21 protein-coding genes and 4 pseudogenes are annotated in these 20175 nt (G+C 68.7%); 14 read left to right on the plus strand and 11 right to left on the minus strand.

What is annotated here, in order from left to right; all coding sequences use genetic code 11:
- Nucleotides 1-279: 279 nt before the first annotated feature.
- Nucleotides 280-1302, plus strand: a complete 1023-nt coding sequence (locus tag ACZ5XS_RS23995; protein ID WP_468654432.1) for a helix-turn-helix domain-containing protein — start codon at nt 280-282, stop codon at nt 1300-1302.
- A gap of 7 nt (nt 1303-1309) precedes the next feature.
- Here the strand turns inward: ACZ5XS_RS23995 and ACZ5XS_RS24000 are convergent, their stop codons facing one another.
- Nucleotides 1310-1912: a TetR/AcrR family transcriptional regulator gene (locus tag ACZ5XS_RS24000; protein WP_468654434.1), complete on the minus strand. Its 603-nt coding sequence runs from the start codon at nt 1910-1912 to the stop codon at nt 1310-1312.
- Nucleotides 1913-2111: 199 nt separating this feature from the next.
- On the opposite strand from ACZ5XS_RS24000, the gene ACZ5XS_RS24005 reads away from it, so the two are divergent.
- Nucleotides 2112-2882: an SDR family NAD(P)-dependent oxidoreductase gene (locus ACZ5XS_RS24005; RefSeq protein WP_468654436.1), complete on the plus strand. Its 771-nt coding sequence runs from the start codon at nt 2112-2114 to the stop codon at nt 2880-2882.
- Nucleotides 2883-3434: 552 nt separating this feature from the next.
- Here the strand turns inward: ACZ5XS_RS24005 and ACZ5XS_RS24010 are convergent.
- From ACZ5XS_RS24010 to ACZ5XS_RS24020, 3 genes are all read right to left on the minus strand, one after another.
- Nucleotides 3435-3902 carry a hypothetical protein gene (locus tag ACZ5XS_RS24010; protein WP_468654438.1) on the minus strand — a complete coding sequence of 156 codons (468 nt, stop codon included), beginning with the start codon at nt 3900-3902 and terminating at the stop codon, nt 3435-3437.
- A gap of 177 nt (nt 3903-4079) precedes the next feature.
- The gene (locus tag ACZ5XS_RS24015) at nt 4080-4442 is read right to left on the minus strand and encodes a DoxX family protein (RefSeq protein WP_468654440.1); all 363 of its coding nucleotides are present in this window, start codon (nt 4440-4442) and stop codon (nt 4080-4082) included.
- Between the two features lie 160 nt (nt 4443-4602).
- Nucleotides 4603-5097 carry a cupin domain-containing protein gene (locus ACZ5XS_RS24020; RefSeq protein WP_468654442.1) on the minus strand — a complete coding sequence of 165 codons (495 nt, stop codon included), beginning with the start codon at nt 5095-5097 and terminating at the stop codon, nt 4603-4605.
- A 56-nt stretch (nt 5098-5153) separates the two neighbouring features.
- Here ACZ5XS_RS24020 and ACZ5XS_RS24025 point away from each other — a divergent pair, with 56 nt between their 5' ends.
- The 4 genes and pseudogenes from ACZ5XS_RS24025 to ACZ5XS_RS24040 form a co-directional block, all read left to right on the plus strand.
- Complete coding sequence (locus ACZ5XS_RS24025; protein WP_468654610.1) at nt 5154-6029, plus strand: LysR family transcriptional regulator; 876 nt, start codon at nt 5154-5156, stop codon at nt 6027-6029.
- Between the two features lie 149 nt (nt 6030-6178).
- Nucleotides 6179-6580 (plus strand): hypothetical protein, encoded by a 402-nt coding sequence (locus ACZ5XS_RS24030; protein WP_468654444.1) that lies wholly within the window; start codon nt 6179-6181, stop codon nt 6578-6580.
- 6 nt (nt 6581-6586) lie between these two features.
- Nucleotides 6587-6837: pseudogene (locus ACZ5XS_RS24035) on the plus strand (IS256 family transposase); the annotation flags it as partial.
- 249 nt (nt 6838-7086) lie between these two features.
- A pseudogene (locus tag ACZ5XS_RS24040) lies at nt 7087-7361 on the plus strand (DDE-type integrase/transposase/recombinase); the annotation flags it as partial.
- On the opposite strand, the gene ACZ5XS_RS24045 reads toward ACZ5XS_RS24040, so the two are convergent.
- Nucleotides 7355-7996 (minus strand): TetR/AcrR family transcriptional regulator, encoded by a 642-nt coding sequence (locus ACZ5XS_RS24045; protein WP_468654446.1) that lies wholly within the window; start codon nt 7994-7996, stop codon nt 7355-7357. The pseudogene ACZ5XS_RS24040 and the gene ACZ5XS_RS24045 sit on opposite strands and share 7 nt — an antisense overlap.
- A 154-nt stretch (nt 7997-8150) precedes the next feature.
- On the opposite strand from ACZ5XS_RS24045, the gene ACZ5XS_RS24050 reads away from it, so the two are divergent.
- The 5 genes from ACZ5XS_RS24050 (at nt 8151) to ACZ5XS_RS24070 (ending at nt 13256) form a co-directional block, all read left to right on the plus strand.
- Nucleotides 8151-9068, plus strand: a complete 918-nt coding sequence (locus ACZ5XS_RS24050; protein WP_468654448.1) for an SDR family oxidoreductase — start codon at nt 8151-8153, stop codon at nt 9066-9068.
- A 4-nt stretch (nt 9069-9072) separates the two neighbouring features.
- Nucleotides 9073-10209, plus strand: coding sequence for an MBL fold metallo-hydrolase (locus ACZ5XS_RS24055; RefSeq protein ID WP_468654450.1), 1137 nt, complete (start codon nt 9073-9075; stop codon nt 10207-10209).
- On the plus strand, nt 10206-11129 hold the full coding sequence (locus ACZ5XS_RS24060; RefSeq protein ID WP_468654452.1) for an alpha/beta fold hydrolase: 924 nt from the start codon (nt 10206-10208) through the stop codon (nt 11127-11129). The genes ACZ5XS_RS24055 and ACZ5XS_RS24060 overlap by 4 nt, the downstream gene beginning before the upstream one ends.
- Nucleotides 11130-11214: 85 nt before the next feature.
- The gene (locus ACZ5XS_RS24065; protein ID WP_468654454.1) at nt 11215-12132 is read left to right on the plus strand and encodes a metal-dependent hydrolase; all 918 of its coding nucleotides are present in this window, start codon (nt 11215-11217) and stop codon (nt 12130-12132) included.
- Between the two features lie 11 nt (nt 12133-12143).
- Nucleotides 12144-13256: a PDR/VanB family oxidoreductase gene (locus tag ACZ5XS_RS24070; RefSeq protein ID WP_468654456.1), complete on the plus strand. Its 1113-nt coding sequence runs from the start codon at nt 12144-12146 to the stop codon at nt 13254-13256.
- 155 nt (nt 13257-13411) lie between these two features.
- Here the strand turns inward: ACZ5XS_RS24070 and ACZ5XS_RS24075 are convergent, their stop codons facing one another.
- The 3 genes from ACZ5XS_RS24075 to ACZ5XS_RS24085 form a co-directional block, all read right to left on the minus strand.
- The gene (locus tag ACZ5XS_RS24075; RefSeq protein WP_468654458.1) at nt 13412-13897 is read right to left on the minus strand and encodes an L-dopachrome tautomerase-related protein; all 486 of its coding nucleotides are present in this window, start codon (nt 13895-13897) and stop codon (nt 13412-13414) included.
- A gap of 211 nt (nt 13898-14108) precedes the next feature.
- Nucleotides 14109-14627 (minus strand): nuclear transport factor 2 family protein, encoded by a 519-nt coding sequence (locus ACZ5XS_RS24080; RefSeq protein ID WP_468654460.1) that lies wholly within the window; start codon nt 14625-14627, stop codon nt 14109-14111.
- Nucleotides 14628-14693: 66 nt separating this feature from the next.
- Nucleotides 14694-15506 carry an oxidoreductase gene (locus ACZ5XS_RS24085; RefSeq protein WP_468654612.1) on the minus strand — a complete coding sequence of 271 codons (813 nt, stop codon included), beginning with the start codon at nt 15504-15506 and terminating at the stop codon, nt 14694-14696.
- A 143-nt stretch (nt 15507-15649) separates the two neighbouring features.
- Between ACZ5XS_RS24085 and ACZ5XS_RS24090 the strand changes: the two are divergent.
- Nucleotides 15650-16006, plus strand: a pseudogene (locus ACZ5XS_RS24090) (transposase); the annotation flags it as partial.
- Here ACZ5XS_RS24090 and ACZ5XS_RS24095 read toward each other — a convergent pair.
- The 3 genes from ACZ5XS_RS24095 to ACZ5XS_RS24105 form a co-directional block, all read right to left on the minus strand.
- A complete protein-coding gene (locus tag ACZ5XS_RS24095; RefSeq protein ID WP_468654462.1) occupies nt 16003-16536 on the minus strand; it encodes a CbrC family protein in 534 nt (177 codons plus the stop codon). The pseudogene ACZ5XS_RS24090 and the gene ACZ5XS_RS24095 overlap by 4 nt on opposite strands.
- A gap of 79 nt (nt 16537-16615) precedes the next feature.
- The gene (locus tag ACZ5XS_RS24100) at nt 16616-17224 is read right to left on the minus strand and encodes an NUDIX domain-containing protein (protein WP_468654464.1); all 609 of its coding nucleotides are present in this window, start codon (nt 17222-17224) and stop codon (nt 16616-16618) included.
- Nucleotides 17225-17737: 513 nt separating this feature from the next.
- The gene (locus ACZ5XS_RS24105; protein ID WP_468654466.1) at nt 17738-18196 is read right to left on the minus strand and encodes a carboxymuconolactone decarboxylase family protein; all 459 of its coding nucleotides are present in this window, start codon (nt 18194-18196) and stop codon (nt 17738-17740) included.
- Between the two features lie 89 nt (nt 18197-18285).
- Between ACZ5XS_RS24105 and ACZ5XS_RS24110 the strand changes: the two genes are divergently transcribed.
- Together ACZ5XS_RS24110 and ACZ5XS_RS24115 are read left to right on the plus strand one after the other, a co-directional pair.
- A complete protein-coding gene (locus tag ACZ5XS_RS24110) occupies nt 18286-19161 on the plus strand; it encodes a sigma-70 family RNA polymerase sigma factor (protein ID WP_468654468.1) in 876 nt (291 codons plus the stop codon).
- 331 nt (nt 19162-19492) lie between these two features.
- Nucleotides 19493-19692, plus strand: a pseudogene (locus ACZ5XS_RS24115) (ABC transporter substrate-binding protein); the annotation flags it as partial.
- Nucleotides 19693-20175 lie beyond the last annotated feature (483 nt).

Raw genomic sequence — 20175 nt, forward strand, 5'->3', positions numbered from 1 at the left:
AGGCGAGGGCGGGAGGTCCGCACGTCCGGCGACGCGGCGGCTCCTTGAGCGGCACGGCGCCGGACCTGAGTTGCCGTGATTCCGCTGCAGAGGAGGCGCAACCCGGCCTCCGTGCTCTGCGGTACAGGCCCCACAGCTCACCTTAGAGAGATCGTTACGGCGCACGCTTGTACCGCAGCGTCACTCCGACAGAACGTCAGTGCCATGGACGTGCGCATGGTGAAAGATGAAGCGGGGCGCGTATGCCCTGCGAGCCGTTGTCGAGTTGGAGCATTGGTCATGAGCACCACGGGAAGCACCGCGCCGAGGGCCGGCGGGCCGGGCAGGAATTTCTTCGTGGACGTCACAGCTCCGAGCACCGCGCGGGACGGCTTCGACGTCTTCCGACGCGAGTGGGAGGGGCAGGTCGGAGAGGCGCTTCCCCTGCCATCCCTCGAACCGCTCGGCTCCGGTGACTTCCGGGTCACTGTCCGCGCCTCCAAGATGCACGACGCGGTGATCGCGGACCTCTACGGTGAGTCGTTGGCCGGCGGCACCAAGGGCGCCGGTCACCACCTCGACGACCGGGTCCTCGTGCATGTGATGCGGCGTGGCGAATGGCGCTTCGTCCGACCGCGCGACCGCGGCGAGGTCGCCGTCCCGGCCGGGCAGTTCATCGCGCGGCACAACGGTCCGCCGGTGCGGTTCGAGATAGAACCGCGCACGACAGCGAAGGTGCTGATCCTGCCCGCCGCACAGCTCAGGCCGCTGATCGGCGACCGGCCGGTCGTGGGACCGGCCGACTCGACCGAGGTACGTCTGCTCATGGGCTACGCCAAGTTGATCGACGCGACGCTGAACGACCTCACGCCCGCCGGTGTACAAGCCGCCCGCAACTCTCTGATCGAACTGATCAAGGGAGTGCTGACGCAGGGGTTCGACGACCACGAGCCCTGGCTGGCCCCGGCGCTGGCCGAAGCGGCGAAGGACATCGTGGACAGCCGCCTGACGGATCCTGAGCTCTCCCCCTCGGTCCTGGCCCGCGAACTCAACGTCTCCGTACGGACGTTGCACCGGGCGTTCGCCGCGGCCGAGGAGTCGGTGAGCGCGTACATCCGGCGCAGGCGGCTGGAACAGGCCCGCCTTGAGCTCGCGTCACCGCTCACGTCACCGTTCGGCCGACCGAGCATTTCGGAACTCGCCGCCCGCTGGCGGTTCGCCGACAGCAGTCACTTCGTTCGTGCCTTCAAGAAGCAGTACGGCGAAACCCCCAGCCAGTTCGTCCGGTCGAGGGACCCGGCGCCGGGGCCGCCCACCATGTGACACGGCGTCACCCGCACTCGGCGGCCGGCGGACCCTGACGCCGACCGGCGCTGAGCCCGTCCAGGGTGAGGTCGAGGAGACGCTCCGCCTGCTCCCGCTGATCGGGCTTGCCGGACGCGAGGGCAATGCCCGTGAGGGCGGCGAACATGTCCGCTGCGGTGATGTCCGAGCGGATGGTCCCGGCGCCGGCGCCGGACGACAGCAGGGAGTCGAGGGCGGACAGCATCATCTCGTGGCTCTGCGCGTACGGGTTGACGCCGGACGCGACCAGGGCCCTCAGGGCCTCGGCCATGCCCAGTTTGGCGGTCGCGTAGTCGATGAAGCGGCCCATCCAGGCGCGCAGGGCGTCGCGCGGCTCCATCGTGGCGAGCAGCTGGGGCGCGGAGTCGCAGAGCTTGGCCAGCTCGTTGCGGTAGGCGGCCTCGATCAGGATCTCCCGGGTCGGGAAGTTCCGGTAGAGGGTGGCCGAGCCGACCCCGGCCTCCTTGGCGATGCGCTCCAGGTGCGCGTCGAGCCCTTCCTCGGCGAACACCCGCACCGCGGCCGAGAGGATCCTGTCCCGGTTCCGCTGGGCGTCGGCGCGCAACGGACCACCTGTCTGTCTGGCCATGATGCGGGTCTCCTGTCGAACCGACTTGCTAAGTGGGGGTGCCTCCACTTAGAGTCCAAGAAGTGGGGGCGCCTCCACTTCATTCTAGGGCACCTCTCGGCCCATCCCATCTTCCAGCGGAACGGCCTTGTCCCGCCGTGTCCCGCGCTGCCCGCGGGCTCCCGCGTCATCTGCGGAACCGCACACACAGGAGAACAGCATGAATCTGTCACTCGAAGGAAAAGTCGCCGTCGTCACCGGTGGCGCGTCAGGCGTCGGCCTGGGCATCGCCCAGGAGTTCGTGGACCACGGCGCCCACGTCGTCATCACGGATCTTCGGCAGGACCACGTGGACGACGCCGTCGCAACGGTGGGTCCCCACTGCACGGGGATCGTTGCCGACGTCACCCGCAGCTCTGACATGGAGGCGGTCTACGCAGAGGTCGTGGCACGCCACGGACGTCTCGACGCGGTCGTCGCCAATGCCGGCATCGGTGACCACGGAGCCCTCGGCACCATCACCGAGGAGCAGTTCGACCGGACGTTCGGCGTCAACGCGAAGGGCGTCCTGTTCACCGTGCAGCCCGCGCTGCCGCTGATGCGCCCGGGCGGAACCGTCGTGGTCATCGGATCCACGGCCTCTGTCCAGCCCCCGCAGGGGATGAGCCTGTACGGCGGTTCGAAAGCTGCCGTACGCAATTTCGTCCGGGCCTGGATCCAGGACGTCAAGGGATCGGGCATCCGCATCAACGTTCTGAGCCCGGGAGCCGTCGACACGGCCTCGCTGCGCAGCGCGGCCGAGATGGCGCGGGGCGTGGACGGCGTGGACGGCGTGGACGCGCTCATCGCCTCGCTCGGCGAGGGCAACCCCACCGGACGGATCGCGGACCCGCGTGAGATGGGAAAGGCCGCGGTCTTCCTGTCCAGCGACGACTCCAGCTTCGTCACCGGCGTCGAACTGTTCGTGGACGGCGGCCTGGCACAGGTCTGATCCGACGGTCAGGGACTGCATGCCGAACCGGCGCAGGTGGTGGTACGCCACCCGCAAGGGCCGCCACTACGGCACCGTCCTGGTGGACGTCGAAAACCGCCGTTCCTTCGGTCTCCTCTCTCATCGGGAAGCATCGAGCCTGGCCGGCTGGCCGCCTGGCTCGCGCAGGGGCCCGGTGTCGAGGCGTCTGCCGGGACCGCGCGCCGTTCTTCGCGGAAGACGCCGCAGCCGGAGTTCCGCAGGCGATCCAGGTCGCGGACCGATGGCATCTCTGGCACAAACATCAGCGATGCCGCCGAACGAAGCGTTGCCCGGCACCGCCACTGCCTGCGCGTCCTCGTCCTTGCTGCTCCCGAGTCGGAATCGGAGCCCGCCCCGGCTGCGGACCCGTCCGGCTCGCCGTGGCCGCGAGGACACCGGCTCTCACTCCGCCCTGGAACTCCGGTGTCGTCGAATGCCACGTCAACGGAATCAAGATGCTCGAGCGTCAGCTGTTCGGCCGAGCCGGCTTCGATCTCCCAGTCATCAGGTCCTGCGTGCATGACGGACGACCTATACCGGCTCCTCGTACACGTCGATCTCGGAGGGCGCACGAGCAAGCAACAGTTCGAGGTGCTCCTCCATGGCGGCGTGCCACTCGTCGAGGTGCGCATCGGCGTCGGCGTCGTGAAAGAACCAGGAGTCGAAGCCTCCCAGGGCGTCCAGGGCGGGTTCGCACTCGTAGCGGAGTTCGCAGTGAACCTGTACGTAGTGGTCGTGCTCACCGTCGGTGTCACTGATGTCGAACTGTCGCGTGAGGTCCACAGTGAACATCGGTCGCCCGCCGAAGGCGTACGTGCCGTACTGGAAGAGCAAGCCGTCTGAGTCCGGTGTGGGAGCCGTGGCAAAGCGCTGCCGCCCGAATCGCATGAAGGCCAGCCATGCAGCTCGAGTGGTCAACTCGGTCTTCGTCGATCGCCCGGCCTCCAGCTCGGCACACAGGAGATGGAGGGCTTCCTCCACCCGCGGTCTGTCGTGCACTCAGCTCTCCTCGCGTCGTGAATCAGCACCCTAACCTCGCAGGGCCGGATCAAATCCGGTTCTGATCAGCGAGACAGCCGCCTCCTGGCACGCAACTCTCAGTCACTGCTGCACGGAACTGAGCCAGAACGCGAGTAGCGACAGCAGGTGTAAGCGTCACCTAGGAAGTGTGCTCGATCACAGCCAGGGGATGGCCAGCCAGATAGTCACGGCCGCAGTGGCGATGAGCCCGACGTTGAGTGTGATCCGGCGGTCTTCGCCGGTCAGGTGGACGGCGATCGCACCGATCTGCAGGAGCACGAACCCGATGGCCGCGGCGAGTGCCAGCCAGGGTGCGATGGCGGTCAGGGGTGGAAGGATCAGTCCGGCCGCGCCGAGTGTTTCGACCGTCCCCAGCGCCCGCACGGCGGGCAGGGGCATGCGATCGACCCAGGCCATCATCGGGCGGAGTTGATCTCGGCTACGGAAAAGCTTCGCCGCGCCTGCGTAGAGGTAGAAGAGGGCGAGCAGTCCGGCGACGATCCAGTACGCGATGTTCATGATTCCCATCCACGGTCACCGGTTGCAGATGACCCGTCGAATTCCAGGGCAACTCCTGGAGAAGGCAGGAGCCATGGTCTGAGTGACCGGAGGTTGAAAGGTGGGCGCCCCGCTGCGCTGGGCAGGTGGAGGACGGCCGGGCGGTGTCGTCTCGCCGGCTTCAGCGGAGGTTGGTGACGGGCTCGGTCGCGTAGCGGCTCATCGCGTGGGCGCCGGCCTGTGGCGTCAGCGGCCGGCCGCCGGCGATCACGTTCTGGAGGTCTCGGAAGTACTGCACGTACAGGTCCGGGGTGAAAGTGCTGAGGATGACGGCGGGTTGGTCGGTGATGTTGGCGAAGGTGTGTGGGGCGCCGGGCGGGACCATCACGAGCGTGCCCTTGGTGGCGTCGTAACCCTTGTCCCCGACGATGAACCGCACCGTGCCGGAGACGATGTAGAAGCCCTCGTCGTGCTGGGCGTGCCGGTGCTGCGGCGGGCCCGGGGTGTGCGGGGCGAGAACGGATTCGGTGATGGCGAGGCGGTGCCCGGTATGGCTGCCGTCTTCGAGGACGCGCATGCGCGTGGTGCCTATGACGATCGTTTCGCCGTCGTCGGGACCGACCACCGATACGGCGGGGTCGGGCTGCGGTGCGCTGGTCTTCGCTTCTTCGGTCATGCTCCGAGTGCACCGCCAGGGCGCCGCGGCTGTCCAAGACCCGTTCCGCAACGCCGATGCCGTATGGGTATCGTTGCAGCGTGGAGCTACGTACCCTGCGTTACTTCGTGGCGGTCGCTGAGGAACTCCACTTCGGCCGGGCCGCCACTCGACTGCACATGAGCCAGCCGCCGTTGAGCCGGGCGATCAAGCAGTTGGAGACCGAGATCGGCGCCCTGCTGTTCGCTCGTTCGCCAGTGGGCGTCACACTCACGGCTGTGGGCGCAGTGCTGCTCGATGAGGCGCGGGCCCTGCTTGACCAGGCCGACCGCGTCCGCGTACGCGTGAGCGCGGCGGCCGGCGTCGCGACCATCACCGTCGGCATCCTGGGCGACAGCACTGACCCGGGAGCGACCAGGCTGGCCGCCGCTTACCGTCGAAGCCACCCCGGCATCGACATCCGCATCCGCGACACAGACCTGACCGACCCCACCTGCGGGCTGCGCGCCGGAATGGTCGACGTCGCCCTGACTCGGGCGCCGTTTGCCGAGACCGCCCTGACGGTGCGTGAGCTGCGTGCCGATCCGGTGGGCGTGGTCCTGCGCGCCGACGATCCGCTGGCCCGCCGCGGCAGGCTGCAGCTGGCCGACCTGAAAGAGCGCCGCTGGTTCCAGTTCCCACAGGGGACCGACCCGATCTGGCAGTCGTACTGGAACGGCGGCAAGCCGCGCGAGGGCCCAGTGGTGCGCGTCGTCCAGGAATGCCTGCAGGCCGTGCTGTGGAACGGCACAGTCGGCCTGGCCCCGCTCGGGCACGACCTGCCCGCGGAACTGGCCGTGGTGCCGCTGATCGACATGGCGCCAAGTCGCGTGGTGGCGGTATGGAACGAGGGTGACACCAACCCGTTGATCCGATCGTTCGTCGAGATCGCGACAGCCGCGTACCGCCAGTGAGTACCTGGTAAAAGGTGCTGCCGCAGCTTGTGAGCAGTTCGAACGCGGTGTCCTCGGGACTGCGTCCCGAAGTAGTGAACATCTGCTGCCCGTTGGACGGACACTACCTGGCCTGGGGCGAGGTCCGGTGTCTGCTCGAGCCGTAAGCAATGGCCCTCAGCCTCGGCGTGATCGATAATCGGACTGTGGAGAGAGTCATCGATCTTGATCAAGCGGTCGTCGAAATTGCAGAGCGTCGACGTGGGTGGGAGTCCGCAGGATTGGCTGTCGCGCCTGTCGGTTGGCGTGACGAAGCGGCTTCTTGGCCTCAGCGGCTCGAGACGGACCGCTCGCGAGTGGAGGATCCCGATTCAATCGGCGTCCGTATCACGGGGCTGGCAGAGACCGAGCTCTGTGTGGTGCTGTTCCGCGGCGGCTGGGCCGATGTGGACTTCATTGCGAGCGTCGATGACGCCGGTGTGCTCCCTGCCCCGGATGTGGTTTCACCGCAAGCCTTCGGGAATCTCCTCGACCGTTGCGTGTCCAGGGTGTTCGGTCCGGCTCCTCTCTGATCGACGAGATCGTCCGCGCGACGGATGCCGGCCGCGCTGGAGGACGAAGTCAACGCTCACACAGCCGAGTTCGCCGATCAGCGCGACGAGAACGGGCGCCTACTCGTGGTCCGCAACGTCTACCACCAGCCCCGGAAGGTCACACTGTGGCCGGCGCTGACCAGGTGAAGGCCCCGTGGGTGAACGACAAGCGCATCGACGCCGAGACCGGCGAGCGCAAGCGGTTCTCCTCCGCGATCCTGCCGCCGTGGTGCCGTACGAAGGCGCGCATTCCACCGCCGCCGCAGCCAGTCGCCGGCCTCCCTGATCGCGACCAGCAATGCCGCGGACGCAGCGCACCGGGCGAGCCCCGCAGGCTGACCGAGAACCTTGCCCAGCAGCCACGACGAGCATGACAATCGCCCACCACGCGAGAACCGATCGTGTCGTGGGCCACCAGCGCGCCACCCTCTGCGTCATCGTGCGGTTGCTCCTGTGCGGCACGCCATGGAGGATGCCGAAAATCGATGCTCGAGCGCGGTGTGTCGTCTCCTACGAGACGCGCCGCCGCTGGTGTGTGAAGTTCGGCCCGGCCTACGCCGACGCGCTGTGCTGCAGGCAGCCCCAGCCCACGGTGACTGGAAGTACCTCTGTCGGGCCGTCGACCAGGACGGGATGCTGCTCGACATCCTCGTACGGAACCGGCGGGACCGCCGCGGCGAGGCACTTCCGCCGCCTGCTGAAGAACACGGGTGCGGCGCCACGGGTGATCGTCGCCGAACCGGGCCTGCGTGATCAGGGCTGATCGCTGATGGTTCGGCAGGCCGCGGTGAACAGGGTGTGGCACAGGTCGATCAGTTCTTCGACGGTGGCCTTCTGGTGGCCGAGTGTCCAGTCCACGAGGAGTTCGTTGACTCCGCCGACCAGGGTCATCGCCGTCATGGTGAGCCGGTTGGAGGAGGATTCCGGGCCGGGGAGCGGTCCGACGACGGCGGCGATCAGTGCGGCGAACTCGTGCAGGACCTCACGGCGGCGCACTTCGAGGCGGGGGCTGGCGCCCACGACCTCGATGAGTACCAGGCGGGCCATGCGGGCGTCGCCGGCCAGTGCGCGGATGAACACGTCGAGGCCGGCGCGCAGTTGGGCGTCGACATCGGGTGCGGCAGCGGCTGCTGCCTGCGCGGTCTCGGCTTGGATCGTAGTGATCAGCTCGTTGTAGACCCCGGCGAGAAGGTCCTCGCGGTCGCGGAACGACTCGTAGAAGTAGCGCTCGGTCAGTCCGGCGTGCGAACACACCTGCTTGACGGAGACCGAGGCGTATCCGGCCGTGCCGAACAGGTCGAGGCCCGCCTGGACGAGGCGGGTGCGGCGCTCCTGCTGTCGTTGCGCCGCATCGCGTCCGCCGTAGCGCCGCCCGGCGGACTGTGTGCCGGTCATGTTCTGGCCTTCGCAGAGGTGTTGACACCGGTGTGCTCTGAACTGACACTCTAGCTTGTCACATCATCTGACACAGCATCGTGTCAGAAACGCGGGGAGGCCCCTTGCCGCTCAGCGTTCCGCTCATGCTCAGGGCAAGGAAAGGGGCTCGACCGTGGCAGCACCGCCCAGGTACCCGTACACGTTCAGCCGGAAAGACCGCGGCCGCGACAGGTTCCCCCGCACAGAACCGCTGACCGGACGGGTGATCGCGGTCACCGGGGCCGGCCGGGGAATCGGGCGTGCCGTCGCGGCCCGGCTCGCCGCGGCGGGAGCCGCCGTGGCGATCGGCGATCTCGACGCGGAGCTCGCCACGGAGACGGCCGGTGCCATCGGCGCGCGTCCCGGTGGCCGACTGCTCGGGCTGTCTCTCGACGTCACCGACACACCCTCCTTCGAAGACTTCCTGCGCACCGTCGAGACCGAGCTGGGGCCGATCGACGTACTGATCAACAACGCCGGAATCATGTGGGTGGGCCCCTTCGCGGAGGAACCGGAGGAAGCCGCCCTGCGCCAGTTCGACGTCAACGTCCACGGCGTACTGCGCGGGATGAAACTCGTGATCCCGGGGATGCGGAAACGCGGTCGAGGACACGTGGTGAACATCGCCTCCGCCGCCAGCAAGATCGCCCCGGCCGGCGAGGCCACCTACGCGGCGACGAAGCACGCCGTCCACGGCTACAGCACAGCCGTCCGCACCGAACTGCGCGGCACCGGCGTGCAGGTGTCCCTGGTGATGCCCGCCGTCGTGGACACCGAGCTGGCCGTGGGCACCGCGACCGGCCCCACCCGGCGCCTGACGACCGATCAGGTGGCCGACGCGGTGCTCGACGTCGTGCTGCGCCCGCGGTTCGAGGTCTTCGTTCCACGACAGGTAGCCGGCCTGACCCGGCTGGCCGCGCTGCTGCCGGGCCGAGCCCGCGACGCCCTGCATCACCTCTTCGTCCCCGACCAACTCGCCGCCCTGTCCGACCGGTCGGTCCGCGCGGCCTACGAGCAGCGCACCCGGACCGCCCGCTTACCCGAAGGATGAGCCCGTGGCCACCACGCCCAAGCCGGCGCCCAGCGCGAAGAAGGCCCAGGACGCCGCCGCTCCACGTCCGATCCCCGAATTCGAAGGCGTCCACGACGTATGGCCCCGCGGTGACCGGCTGCGAGCCGTGCGCAGCGCCGCGGCCGCCTACCGTGAGCGGTTCGTCCAGCAGGGCCGTATCCACGCCGTCCGCAGCTTCGACATCGCCGCCGCCCCGTACCCGACCCGGTTCGGCTTCCATGGCGCCGCGCTCGCGGTCAACCCGTTCGTGAGCATCGTCAACCGGATGCTCGTCGTGCAGTTCGACGGCTTCGACGGTGAGCCGAAAACACTGGTGTGGGAGCCGACCGTCGCCGCCGGAACGGCTCAAGCGCCGTTCTACGCCCAGCTCAAGCGGCTGGCCGGGGACTTTCTCACCGAGCACGTCTTCACCCGCTACTACCACGACCCGAACACCGTCCTGCCCTCCTGCGGTCTGCGACCCGAGGACGTGGACTTCGTCAGCTTCGACCACCTGCACGTCCAGGACGTGCGCATGATCATGGGAAGTACCCGCACGATTCCGGGCGAACGGGCACCCCGCGAAGCACTGTTCCCGCGCGCCCGGCTGCTGGTGCACCGCAGGGAGCTGGGCACCTTCGAGTCGACGCATCCGATGCAGTGGGCCTGGTACGTCGACGGAGGCATGGACGGGGTACCGGCCGAGCGCGTCACCGCCTTCGACGGCGATGTCGAACTCGGCGTCGGCGTCAGCCTGTTGTGGACCCCCGGCCACACGGACGGCAACCACTCCCTGGTCCTGAACACCCCCGACGGGGTGTGGGTCTCCTCCGAGAACGGCATCTCGGCCGACAACTGGCAGCCCGAGCTCTCCCGCATCCCCGGGGTGCGCCGCCACGCCGCGTTTTACGGCCATGAGGTGGTGCCCAACGCCAACACCCTGGAGGACTCGCTCGACCAGTACGACTCCATGGTCAAGGAGAAGACCCTCGCCGACCCCAGCCGGCGTGATCCGCGCTGGTTGCAGATCCTGCCCTCCTCGGAGCTGGCCCCCTTCAAGCGGCAGTGGCCGGTGCTGCCCAGCTTCCTCCACGGCGGTCTCCACTACGGCGAGCTGACCCCTGCCGGTCGTGGCCGATGACCGGCCCGGCCGCCCGCCGGATCGCCGCGGACGGCGTGGAGTTGGCCGCCTACCAATGGGGAGCGTCCACGGCTCCTCCGGTGGTGCTGGTCCACGGCTATCCGGACACCAGCGCCGTGTGGCGCCCGGTCGCCGAGCGCCTGGCCGACCGCTTCCACGTCACCGCCTTCGACGTGCGGGGAGCCGGTGCCTCCCACCGGCCCAGGGGGCTACGCGCCTACCGGATGTCCCGCCTGGAAGCCGACCTGGAAGCGGTTCTCGACGCCGTGAGCCCCGACCGCCCGGTGCACCTGGTCGGACACGACTGGGGATCGATCCACTCCTGGGAGTCGGTCACCGGCACCCGCCTGGCCGGGCGGATCGCCTCGTTCACGTCCATCTCCGGACCCTGCCTGGACCACGTCGGCCACCTGCTCCGGGCCCGCCTCCGACCGCGGCATCCGGATCTGCCGAAGCTGCTGAGGCAGGCCGCACGGTCCTGGTACATCGCCTACTTCCATCTTCCGCTCCTGCCCGCCCTGACCTGGAGGGCACTGGGACACCGCTGGGGCGCCTTCCTCACCGGCTCCCAAGGTGTGCCCGGGCACACCCCCTACCCCGCGCCGACAATCGCCCGCGACGCCGTTGCCGGCACCGCGCTGTACCGCGCCAACATGCTGCCCCGCCTGCTGCGTCCCAGGGACCGGCCGACCACCGTCCCGGTCCAGCTCATCATCCCCACCCGGGACTTCTGCGTCACCCCGGTGCTGTCGTACGGAGTGGAGCACTGGACGCGCCGGATACAACGGCGACCGATCGACGCCGGGCACTGGGTACAGCTCAGCCACCCCGAGGAGATCGCGTCCCGCATCGCGGAATTCGCCGACCGCGTCGAAGACGGCTCCCGCCGCGATCCGGACCACACCGCGCACCCGATCTGACAGCCCAACACATAGGCAGTAGTGCACGACGACTGCCTGACCGCCCCTTCGTACCCACCGATCGCCGACGGAGGAGGAACCTGTCATGTTCCGAGCCGCACACGCACATGCCCACCCGCCACGTCCGTCCGAGCCCCTCGACCACCACGACCTGGTGCTGCAACCCCGTGACGTCACCTTCGACTGGGGCGACACCCCGCTGCACTGGCTGCCGGGTGAGCCCTTCGCGACCCACACCTTCGATGTGCTCCACCTCATGCTCCCCGAGCTCGAACGCTGGTTCGTGCGCACCTTCGAGCAGGCACTGCCACTGATCACCGATGACCGGCTGCGCGAGGACGTACGCGGCTTCATCGGCCAGGAAGCCATGCACGCCGAGGCACATCAGGGGGTCCTGGAGCACCTGCTCGCCAAGGGGCTGGACCCGGCTCCGTACACCCTGCAGTCCGAATGGATCTTCCGAAGGGTGCTCGGAGACCGGCCGGAGCTGACGCCCGCCGCCGCACACGCCCACCTCCTCCAACGGCTCGCCCTCATCGCGGCCTTCGAGCACTTCACCGCGTACATGGGGCACTGGATTCTCGGCAACGGGCACCTGGACCAAGCCGGCGCGGACCCCGCGATGCTCGATCTGTTCCGCTGGCACGGCGCGGAGGAGGTCGAACACCGTTCGGTGGCGTTCGACCTGCTGGTGCACCTCGATCCCCGGTACCGGCGCCGAGTGGTCGGCATGCTCGTCACCGCTCCGGTGCTGACCCGGCTGTGGATCCGCGGAGTCCGCTTCCTGATGAGCACCGACCCCGAACTCGACGACCGGGTCGAGGTCCGCTTCCGCGACTACCTGGCCGCGGCCCGCAAGGACCTGTTGCCCCCACCGGGCTCGTTCGCCCGCTCGGTGCTGCGCTACTTCCGCCCCGGCTACCACCCCACCCAGGAGGGCTCGACCCAGCAGGCGGTCGCCTACCTGGCGGCGTCCCCCGCTGCCCGAGCGGCTGCCCGATGACCCGGCAACCCGTGAGGCCGCCCACGGACATGGTCACACCCGTCACCATGCCGCCGGATCTGTACGTTAGGCCCCGCGGCGACTCCTTCATGCGGAAGCTGGCGGCCTTCAGCGACCATGCGGTCTCGAGCCTCGCGCGGCGCGGCACTCCTCCCAGGCGCCCGCCGGTCACCGAGACGCCCGTGATCCGGGAACTGGTGGTCGCCGCCAGGCACCAGGAGGCCGAGGATGTCGTCTCCCTGCGGCTGGCAGCACCCGGCGGGGGAGTACTCCCGCCCTGGCAGCCCGGCGCCCACATCGAACTGCGCCTGCCCTCCGGCCGCAAGCGGCAGTACTCGCTGTGCGGCGACCCCGCCGAGCGGTACCAGTACCGCATCGCGGTGCGCCGCATCGCCGACGGCAGAGGCGGTTCGGCCGAGGTGCACGACGCCCTCGGAGACGGTATGCGGGTCGCTGTCACCGGACCCCGGAACGCCTTTCCCTTCGCCGCCGAAGCATTCGTCCTGCTCATCGCGGGCGGCATCGGCATCACCCCGATCCTGCCGATGGCCCGGGAAGCCGCCCGACGCGGGCTGGACTGGAGGCTCGTGCACACCGGCCGCAGCCGCGGCTCGATGCCCTTCGCGGCAGAGCTGGCCGAACTCGCAGCCGCAGCCCCTGGCCGGGTCTGCATCCGTCCTGACGACGAGTCCGGCGTGCCCGAAGCAACCGATCTGTTGAGTTCGAGCCCGGCGGCGGGTGCGGTGTACTGCTGCGGGCCCGCGCCCATGATCGACGGCGTCCGGCGCGCGTTCGCCGGCAGCCGCGCGTCAGCCCTGCACTTCGAGCGTTTCGCCCCGGCCCCGATCACGGACGGCCGTCCCTTCGAACTGCAACTGGGCGACACCGGACGGGTTCTGCCGGTGCCGTACGACCGCTCCGCGCTGGATGTTCTCCACGAGGCCCTGCCGGACCTGCCGTTCTCCTGCCGCCAGGGGTTTTGCGGCACCTGCCGGGTACGGGTGGCCCACGGCCGTGTCGATCACCGTGACCGCCGGCTCACCGCCACCGAACGTGCGGCCGGCGCCATGCTGCCCTGCGTCTCGCGTGCACCGGAAGGAGAGCGGTTGGTGCTGGAGTGCTGAGCGACGGCCGGGCGCCCGCGGAGCGCGGCCGTCGCCGCGAGGAACCTCAGCGGCAAGGGTGGATCCGACCCATGACACGACGCACTGCCTGGACGGGGGACGGTCCATCGGGGACACTGGCCAGTTTCACGCTCTCAGCGTGTTGGGCGGTGAGGTCATACGAGCCTGACCGGTCCGGCGTCGATCGGCAGACGGACCAGCAGGTAGGGCTTACGGCGCAGGTCCTGGCCCTCGTGGAAGGGGGACAGCCGGTTGAGCTGGTTGGCGATGGCGTACAGGTGCCGGTCCGAGGCGACGAACAGGGTGTCGACCCAGATCAGGTCGCTCCCTTGGGCGAGGGTCAGGTAGGTGCCGTTCGGACTTCTGCACCAGATCGCGTTGTGTTCGAGGTGTCCGCCGTGGAGCCGTCCCTTGTCGTCGCTCTCCAGGCCGTCGGCCATCGACTTGAACCCGAGGTCCTCGACGGTCGCGGCCCCCTCGGTGTCCGTGGCGTCCGGGTCGGCGAGGGTGTCGGTGGACACGCTGTGCAGGCGGCGGCTGGACAGCGGGCAGTAGTGGAGGCGTGTGCCGTCGGCGCTCAGAGCGATGCCGTCGGAACCGGAATCGCAGTACGTGGGCTCGCCGCCGGCCGGGCCGACCATGAAAGGGTCGCCGTAAGAAACCTACGCCGTTTCAAGGGGAGCGTCTCCACTGGGTCAAGCCGCTGGAGGACGTGGTGAGTTGCGCGTCACCTCGCTGCGTGGGGGGATCGGCCGGACGCTGCTGTGGCCGGTGGAGGACGGCGCCTCCAGCAGCAGTTGTCGGGAGCCGGCCTCGGCCGTGTGGTCAGGGCGAGCCGGAGCCCAGGTTCTCTCAGGTCGGCCGGGCTGCCGGCCGGGTCAGCGGGACCAGGCGGCGGTCTCCGAAGGTGACCATCGCGTGCACGGGCGTGGCGCTGGCGCGCATGAGCGCCGCGACGCCCCGGCGGCCCTGCCTCCGGGCGAGTTCCGACCCGGCGCTGATCATCAGGGCCGTGAGGGCCGGCATCGGACGCCCGAAGAGGGTGATCTCCTTGATGCGTGCCTCGTCGTCGAGCCGCAGCAGTTGCGCCTCCTCGAACGGCTGGGATGCCACCCGCGCCCGGTAGAACAGCGCGTACGCGTCGTTCTCGCCGGTCTGGGTGTGGAAGCGGATGTCCTGGACCGCGGTGAACGCCGAGGTCAGGAAGGAGCGCAGTTGGTCGGGTCCCTCGAAGCGGAACTGCTCGGTGAGCGGCGAGCTGAGCACGACGTCCCGGCTCAGGCACGCGACCGCGGCGTCGACGTCACCGCGTTCTGAGGCGGCGCGCCAGCTCGCGATGGTAGCGGCGGCGGAGTGAGGGGTCTCGGACATGGGTCTCTCCCGGTATCAACGGCGCGAACGCGTTTGCGGGTGACGGGGTGCGGGTGACGGGGGATGTCAGCCGGCCAGCTTGTTCATCGAGCGGATCTGCTTGTCCAGGACCCAGGCGGGAACGAAGCGGAGCATGCGTGCGCGTCCGGCCATGGGACCGGCGGTGTAGCGCGGCTTCGGCTTCTTGTCGGTCGCTGCCGTGACGATCGCCTTGGCGACCACGGCGGGGTCGTCGCCGCCCTTGATCGCCTCTGTCATCAGGCGGTCGAAGATGTGCCGCTGATCCGCGTAGACCGGCAGGGGCGTGTCGGGCTTCGCGCTGTTGGCCTCGAAGCCGGTCCTGGTGTAGGCGGGTTCGACGAGGAGCGACCGCACGCCGTATTCCCGGACCTCGTGGTCCAGGGACTGGGAGTAGCCCTCGATAGCGTGCTTGGACGCGCCGTAGACGGCCATGTAGGGAGCGGGGATGAACCCCTGCACGGATGAGAGGTTGATGATCCGCCCTCGTCCCTGGGCGCGCATGTGCGGCAGGACCTCCTTCACCATGCGCATGACTCCGAAGACGTTGATGTCGAAGACGCCCTCGGCCTGCGCGACGGAGGTTTCCTCGGCCGCACCTATCGAGCCGATGCCGGCGTTGTTGACCAGGACGTCGATCCGCCCGAACCGGTCGATCACCTGCTGGACCGCTGCGGTGACCGACTTGTCACTGACGACGTCGAGGTCGAAGAACGTCACCCCGCCGAGCGGAGCGACCCGTGAGGTGTCACGACCCGTGCCGGCCACCTCGAAACCTGCCGCGACCAGTGCGAGCGCCGCCTCCTTGCCGATACCGGAGGACGCGCCCGTCACGAGGGCCACCGGCCGATTTGTCGTCATCATGCACTCCCGAACTCACGAGAAACCGATCGGTTTCCACTTGGCCTCACTGTAAACCGAGCGGTTTCCCATGTGCAAGCTCAAGCACAGAACTGATCCCGGGCCGAGTCAGCGGCTGCCTTCCGGTTGAGCCGACGGGCGCCCGCGACAGCCAGGCCCTCATCCCGCTGATGCAGTGAATACCGCCGATCCGGTCCCGGCGCGGCCGACGGCGACGCAGGCCCGGCAAGCTCCACAGCGACAAGTGCTACGACTCCAACCACTTGCAACGATGGTTACGCAGCCGCGGGATCACGCCCCGGATCGGACGCAAGGGCACAGACTCCAGCCAGCGGCCGGGTCGGCACCGCTGGACCATCGAACGAACCATGGCCTGGCTCGGCGGATGCCGACGTCCGTACCGGCGCTACGAAGGCAAGGCGACCCACTTCCTTGCCTTCACCAGCAACGCCTGCACTCTCATCTGCTGCCGACGACTCGCCCAGGCAGACGACTTCTAGGGTGCGTCGGCGTAGGCGAGATGGGTGCCGCAGACGGTGCAGCGGAAGAGCATGGCGGTCGCCCCGTCGCCCAGGTTGGCCAGGACGTGCTCAAGCTGGTTTTCGTCGTGCCGGCCGTCGAGGCGCATGTCGGTCCGCGGCTGGTCGCGGGCTTCAACGTGCGCCGCCAGCTCGGTGTATCCGACTTCGCGCACGAAGGCGGCCGCGTCCTGGCAGTGGACGAGCCAGTGCGGATCCTGCCAGGCGTGGAAGCCAGGGGTGCGGCGGGTGACCTCGTGTAAGACGCCCTCGCTGACACCGTCGAGCCCGTAAGAGTCAGCGAATTCACCCGCGAAGCGTTCAGCCGCGCTCCCGTCTGCGATACACCACGGGCAGAAACGTCCGTTGACCTCGTGTGCGGTGTAGAACGTGGCCGTGTAGATCCATCCCCTGTTGCGCTTGCAGCAGGCGCACGTCTCGGCGGCCTCGCGGATGGACCCGCTTGCCAGCGGATCCGGGTGACAACGAAAGAAGGGCAGGCTGGCACTCATCGCCGGTTCCCGATCTGCGCCCCGGTGGCCATGCCTACTGATCCCATGGAGAGCAGTCTGTCCGCGAGCGGTACCCCGATCAAGTGCGGCGCCGGATTCCTCGCAGCTTGTGTGTGAAGCGGTGCATGTGGGGGTCGAGCACCCCAGCCGGCTCCTTGAGTACCTGCTCGTCGGTCAGCCACCGAATGCCGTCGAACTCGCCGTGGTCGTAGGAGGTGATGGTGTCCGCGTCGGCCGCGAGGAGGTGCCAGAGCGAGACGTCGGTGTGTGAGCGCTGCCCACGGGTCCGGGTCACGGTGAGGAAGTGAGGGAGCTCGCCGGTGATCGGTGATGCCACGGCCTCGATCCCCAGCTCCTCCCGGCATTCGCGGACCACCGCGGCCCACGGGCTCTCACCCGGCTCGACGTGTCCTCCGGCCGGCAGCCACAGGCCTGCCTTGCGGTGCGCGACGAGCAGCAGCTGCCCGAGCGTGTCGTCCAGGACGACGAAGTAGCTCACCAAATGCATCGCGGGAACATCCGGCTTGCGCACCCGCCAGACCGGGGCTCCGCTGCAAATCCACTGCGTAGCGGTCTCCCGATGAGTGCGTTCCAGTTCGTCCCACGGTTCGACAGCGCCGATCAGTTCCAGAAGGTGGGCGCGCGGTGGATCGTCAGGGGTGGCGAACGGATGGCTAGTTGAGGGCATCTGTGCATGCTGGCAGACGTCACTGACAACCGTCTTCGACGGACACGACACACGGGTGTCTGGGCAACTGCGGGACTATCCGGGGAAATTGAGTGACCGTCCACAGCAGCCGCGACGGGACTTCTACACCCAGCGCATCCCTATCGCGGACAGCTGATGTCCAGGAGCCCTTTCCGGGAGAACCACCGGTCGTTGTCGTTGTCCCGGACCCCGGACCCCGGACCCCGGACCCCGGGCAGCCGGTCGCGGCGATGCGCGTGCCGTACAGCACCACGTGTGTCATCCCCTCGGCGAGGCAAAAAACCCAACACCGCGTGCAGATCGAGTGCTTGGGCGGCCGGCACACCGATGCCCTCATGGAGGTAGCGGTAGCCGGTGGCCTGCGAGACCCCGGAGTCCCGGGCAGGCAGTGCACGCAGACCATTCCTCCAGGGGCTTCACGACTGCCCGGCCTCGCGGCCACCCGGAGATCATTTCGCTGGCGAAGCCTCAGAGGTAAGAGCCAAGCTGGGCTCAGCCCCAGGACTTGCCGGCCGGTTCCTTGATCGTGCGGTTGATCCGGTTGAAGAAGTTGGTCAGCGCGATCTCCAGGTTGATCGCGCCGATCTGCTCCTCGGTGAAGTGGGCATTGACCTCTTCCCAGATCTCGTCGGTGACGCCCGGCGCACCGTCCTGCAACCGGGTGGCGGCCTCGGCCAGCGCCAGTGCCGCGCGTTCCGCGTCGGTGTAGAACGGCGCCTCGCGCCACGCTGCGACGTTGTGCAGCCGCTCGTCGGTGTCACCGGCCTTCTTCCCGCCGGCGACACTGGCGTAGACGCACGCCGAGCAGCTGTTGATCTGGCTGGCGCGCAGGTGGACCAGTGCGAGCAGCTTCGGGTCGACGCCCCCGGCGGCGATCGCCTTCTGGAGGTGCTGGATCGCGGTCCACACCTCGGTGGTGTTCGTCTTCTTGTTCTTGAGCCGGTTTTCCATAGGGGAGTGCTCTCCTTCATCGGGTTACGTTGCGGCGCCTGTGCGCGTCATCCCTATGACGGAGCAGCTCTCACGGAGGTAACAACAACATGGCCGGCACCCATCCGACGGACCCGATCGTCGACGCTTTCGAGTCCCACCGGGACCGGCTCCGCGCCGTCGCCCACCGCATGCTCGGATCACACGCCGATGCGGAAGACGTGGTCCAAGAGGCGTGGTTGCGTCTCTCCCGCCAGGACACCGGCACCATCGACAACCTCGGCGGCTGGCTGACCACCGTGGTCGGCCGCATCAGCCTCGATGTCCTGCGGTCGGGCCGGACGCGCCCAGAAGTCCCGTTCGACGACCAGCTGCCCGAATTCACCGTGACGCTCGACGACGCTCCCGCTCCGGAAGACCTTGTGGCACTCGGGGACTCCGTCGGCCTCGCGCTCCTCACGGTCCTCGACTCGCTGCGCCCTGACGAACGACTGGCGTTCGTGCTGCACGACGTGTTCGCCGTGCCCTTCGCGGAGATCGGCACCATTCTCGGCAAATCCGCCGACGCGACCAAAATGCTCGCCAGCCGCGCCCGCAGGAAGGTACACGCCGCCCAGCAGCCCGCCGGCGCCGGACGAGAACAACGCGAGGTGGCCCAGGCCTTCCTGGCCGCAGCCCGCGACGGCCGGTTCGAGCAGCTGCTGCAGGTTCTCCACCCCGAGGTGAAGTTCACCGTCCACACCCCGAACGGCACGTTCGTCACGCTGGGGGCCACCGAAGTCGCCACCCGCGCGCGAGTGGCCGGCGGCGCGGCACGAGGACATGCGACGACCGTCAACGGCCGCCCCGGTGTCATCTCCTGGAGCGAGGACGGAGCTCCGCTTTCCCTCCTGGCCTTCACTGTCGCCGATGGCCACATCACCGAGATCACCGCCGTGGTCGACCCGGCCAAACTCGCGCTCATGGACCTGCCGGACCCGGTGTGACCTCTACCGGCGAAGGCCGCGCATGCTCGAAGGGGTCCACAGCTGTTCCCGCAGAGACGTCAGCCTCTGGGGCCGCGTTTGAGGTCTACGTGGGCCGTGGGTGAGGAGGTGTTTTAGCCTCTGCTGGTGAGCGATGCACGAGTTCCCTTCGTCGGTGACTTCAGAAAGCTTTCCCAGGGGAGCCCGGATGGGCTGTCGCTGTGGTCTGCGGTCAGGGCCGAGGCGTCCGTCAGCGCTCGGGAGATGGTCAAGTACTTGCACAGCGGTGCCCTGCTGGCTGCGACGACCACGGTCGCGCGTGACGTTCTCAGCTCCGATCACCCTGTGATCGGCGGTGCGCACGGACATCGCGCCGCCCGCCGGCCTGAAGCCGGTCTGGGAGTACCCGAACGCGAACCTGGAGGGGTTCCCTCGCTTCATGGAGGACCGCGGGCCCAGGTCGAGCGGCTGAAGCAGACCTTCGCCCTCTACTTCGGCGAGGTCAAGGGTGACCCGACACCCGGCTGGCCCGGTCTGCACCCGGGCGCCTGACGCCCGACAGGCCCCGTACCGGTCTGGCCCGACGGCCTCCGGGCCGTCGCATTACGACGTCTTCGGCATCCCCATCCGCCCCTCGACGGGTGGGGATGCCGTCACCCCCCGATCACCGGCCAAGAGCCACCCGGAATGAGCTCTTCACCGTCGTTCAGCCTGCGCGTCGGACGCGTCGCGTGGCAGGCCGAGCTGTGCCGGGGAGCGCTGTTCGGGGGTGCGACAGGGGCGCTCAAGTACAGAAGGAGGTATTCCTTTCCGCGAGCGGTACCGACTCCAAGGGCAACTCACAAACCGTAAGTTCCACCGCGCCGAGACGTGAAGGCATCCCCTCGCCGGACAGGCCTTAGGGGTCTTTGCACTATGCCCGTCCGGGTCGCGTGGTCTGGCACCGCACCTCGCCGCGTTGCCGAAACGCCCACGTGGCTCCTCCCCCACGCTCGAACAACCTCGCGCGGGGGGACCCCCATCGAGGCCGCTCCG

This window comes from Streptomyces sp. NPDC033131, assembly GCF_055578365.1.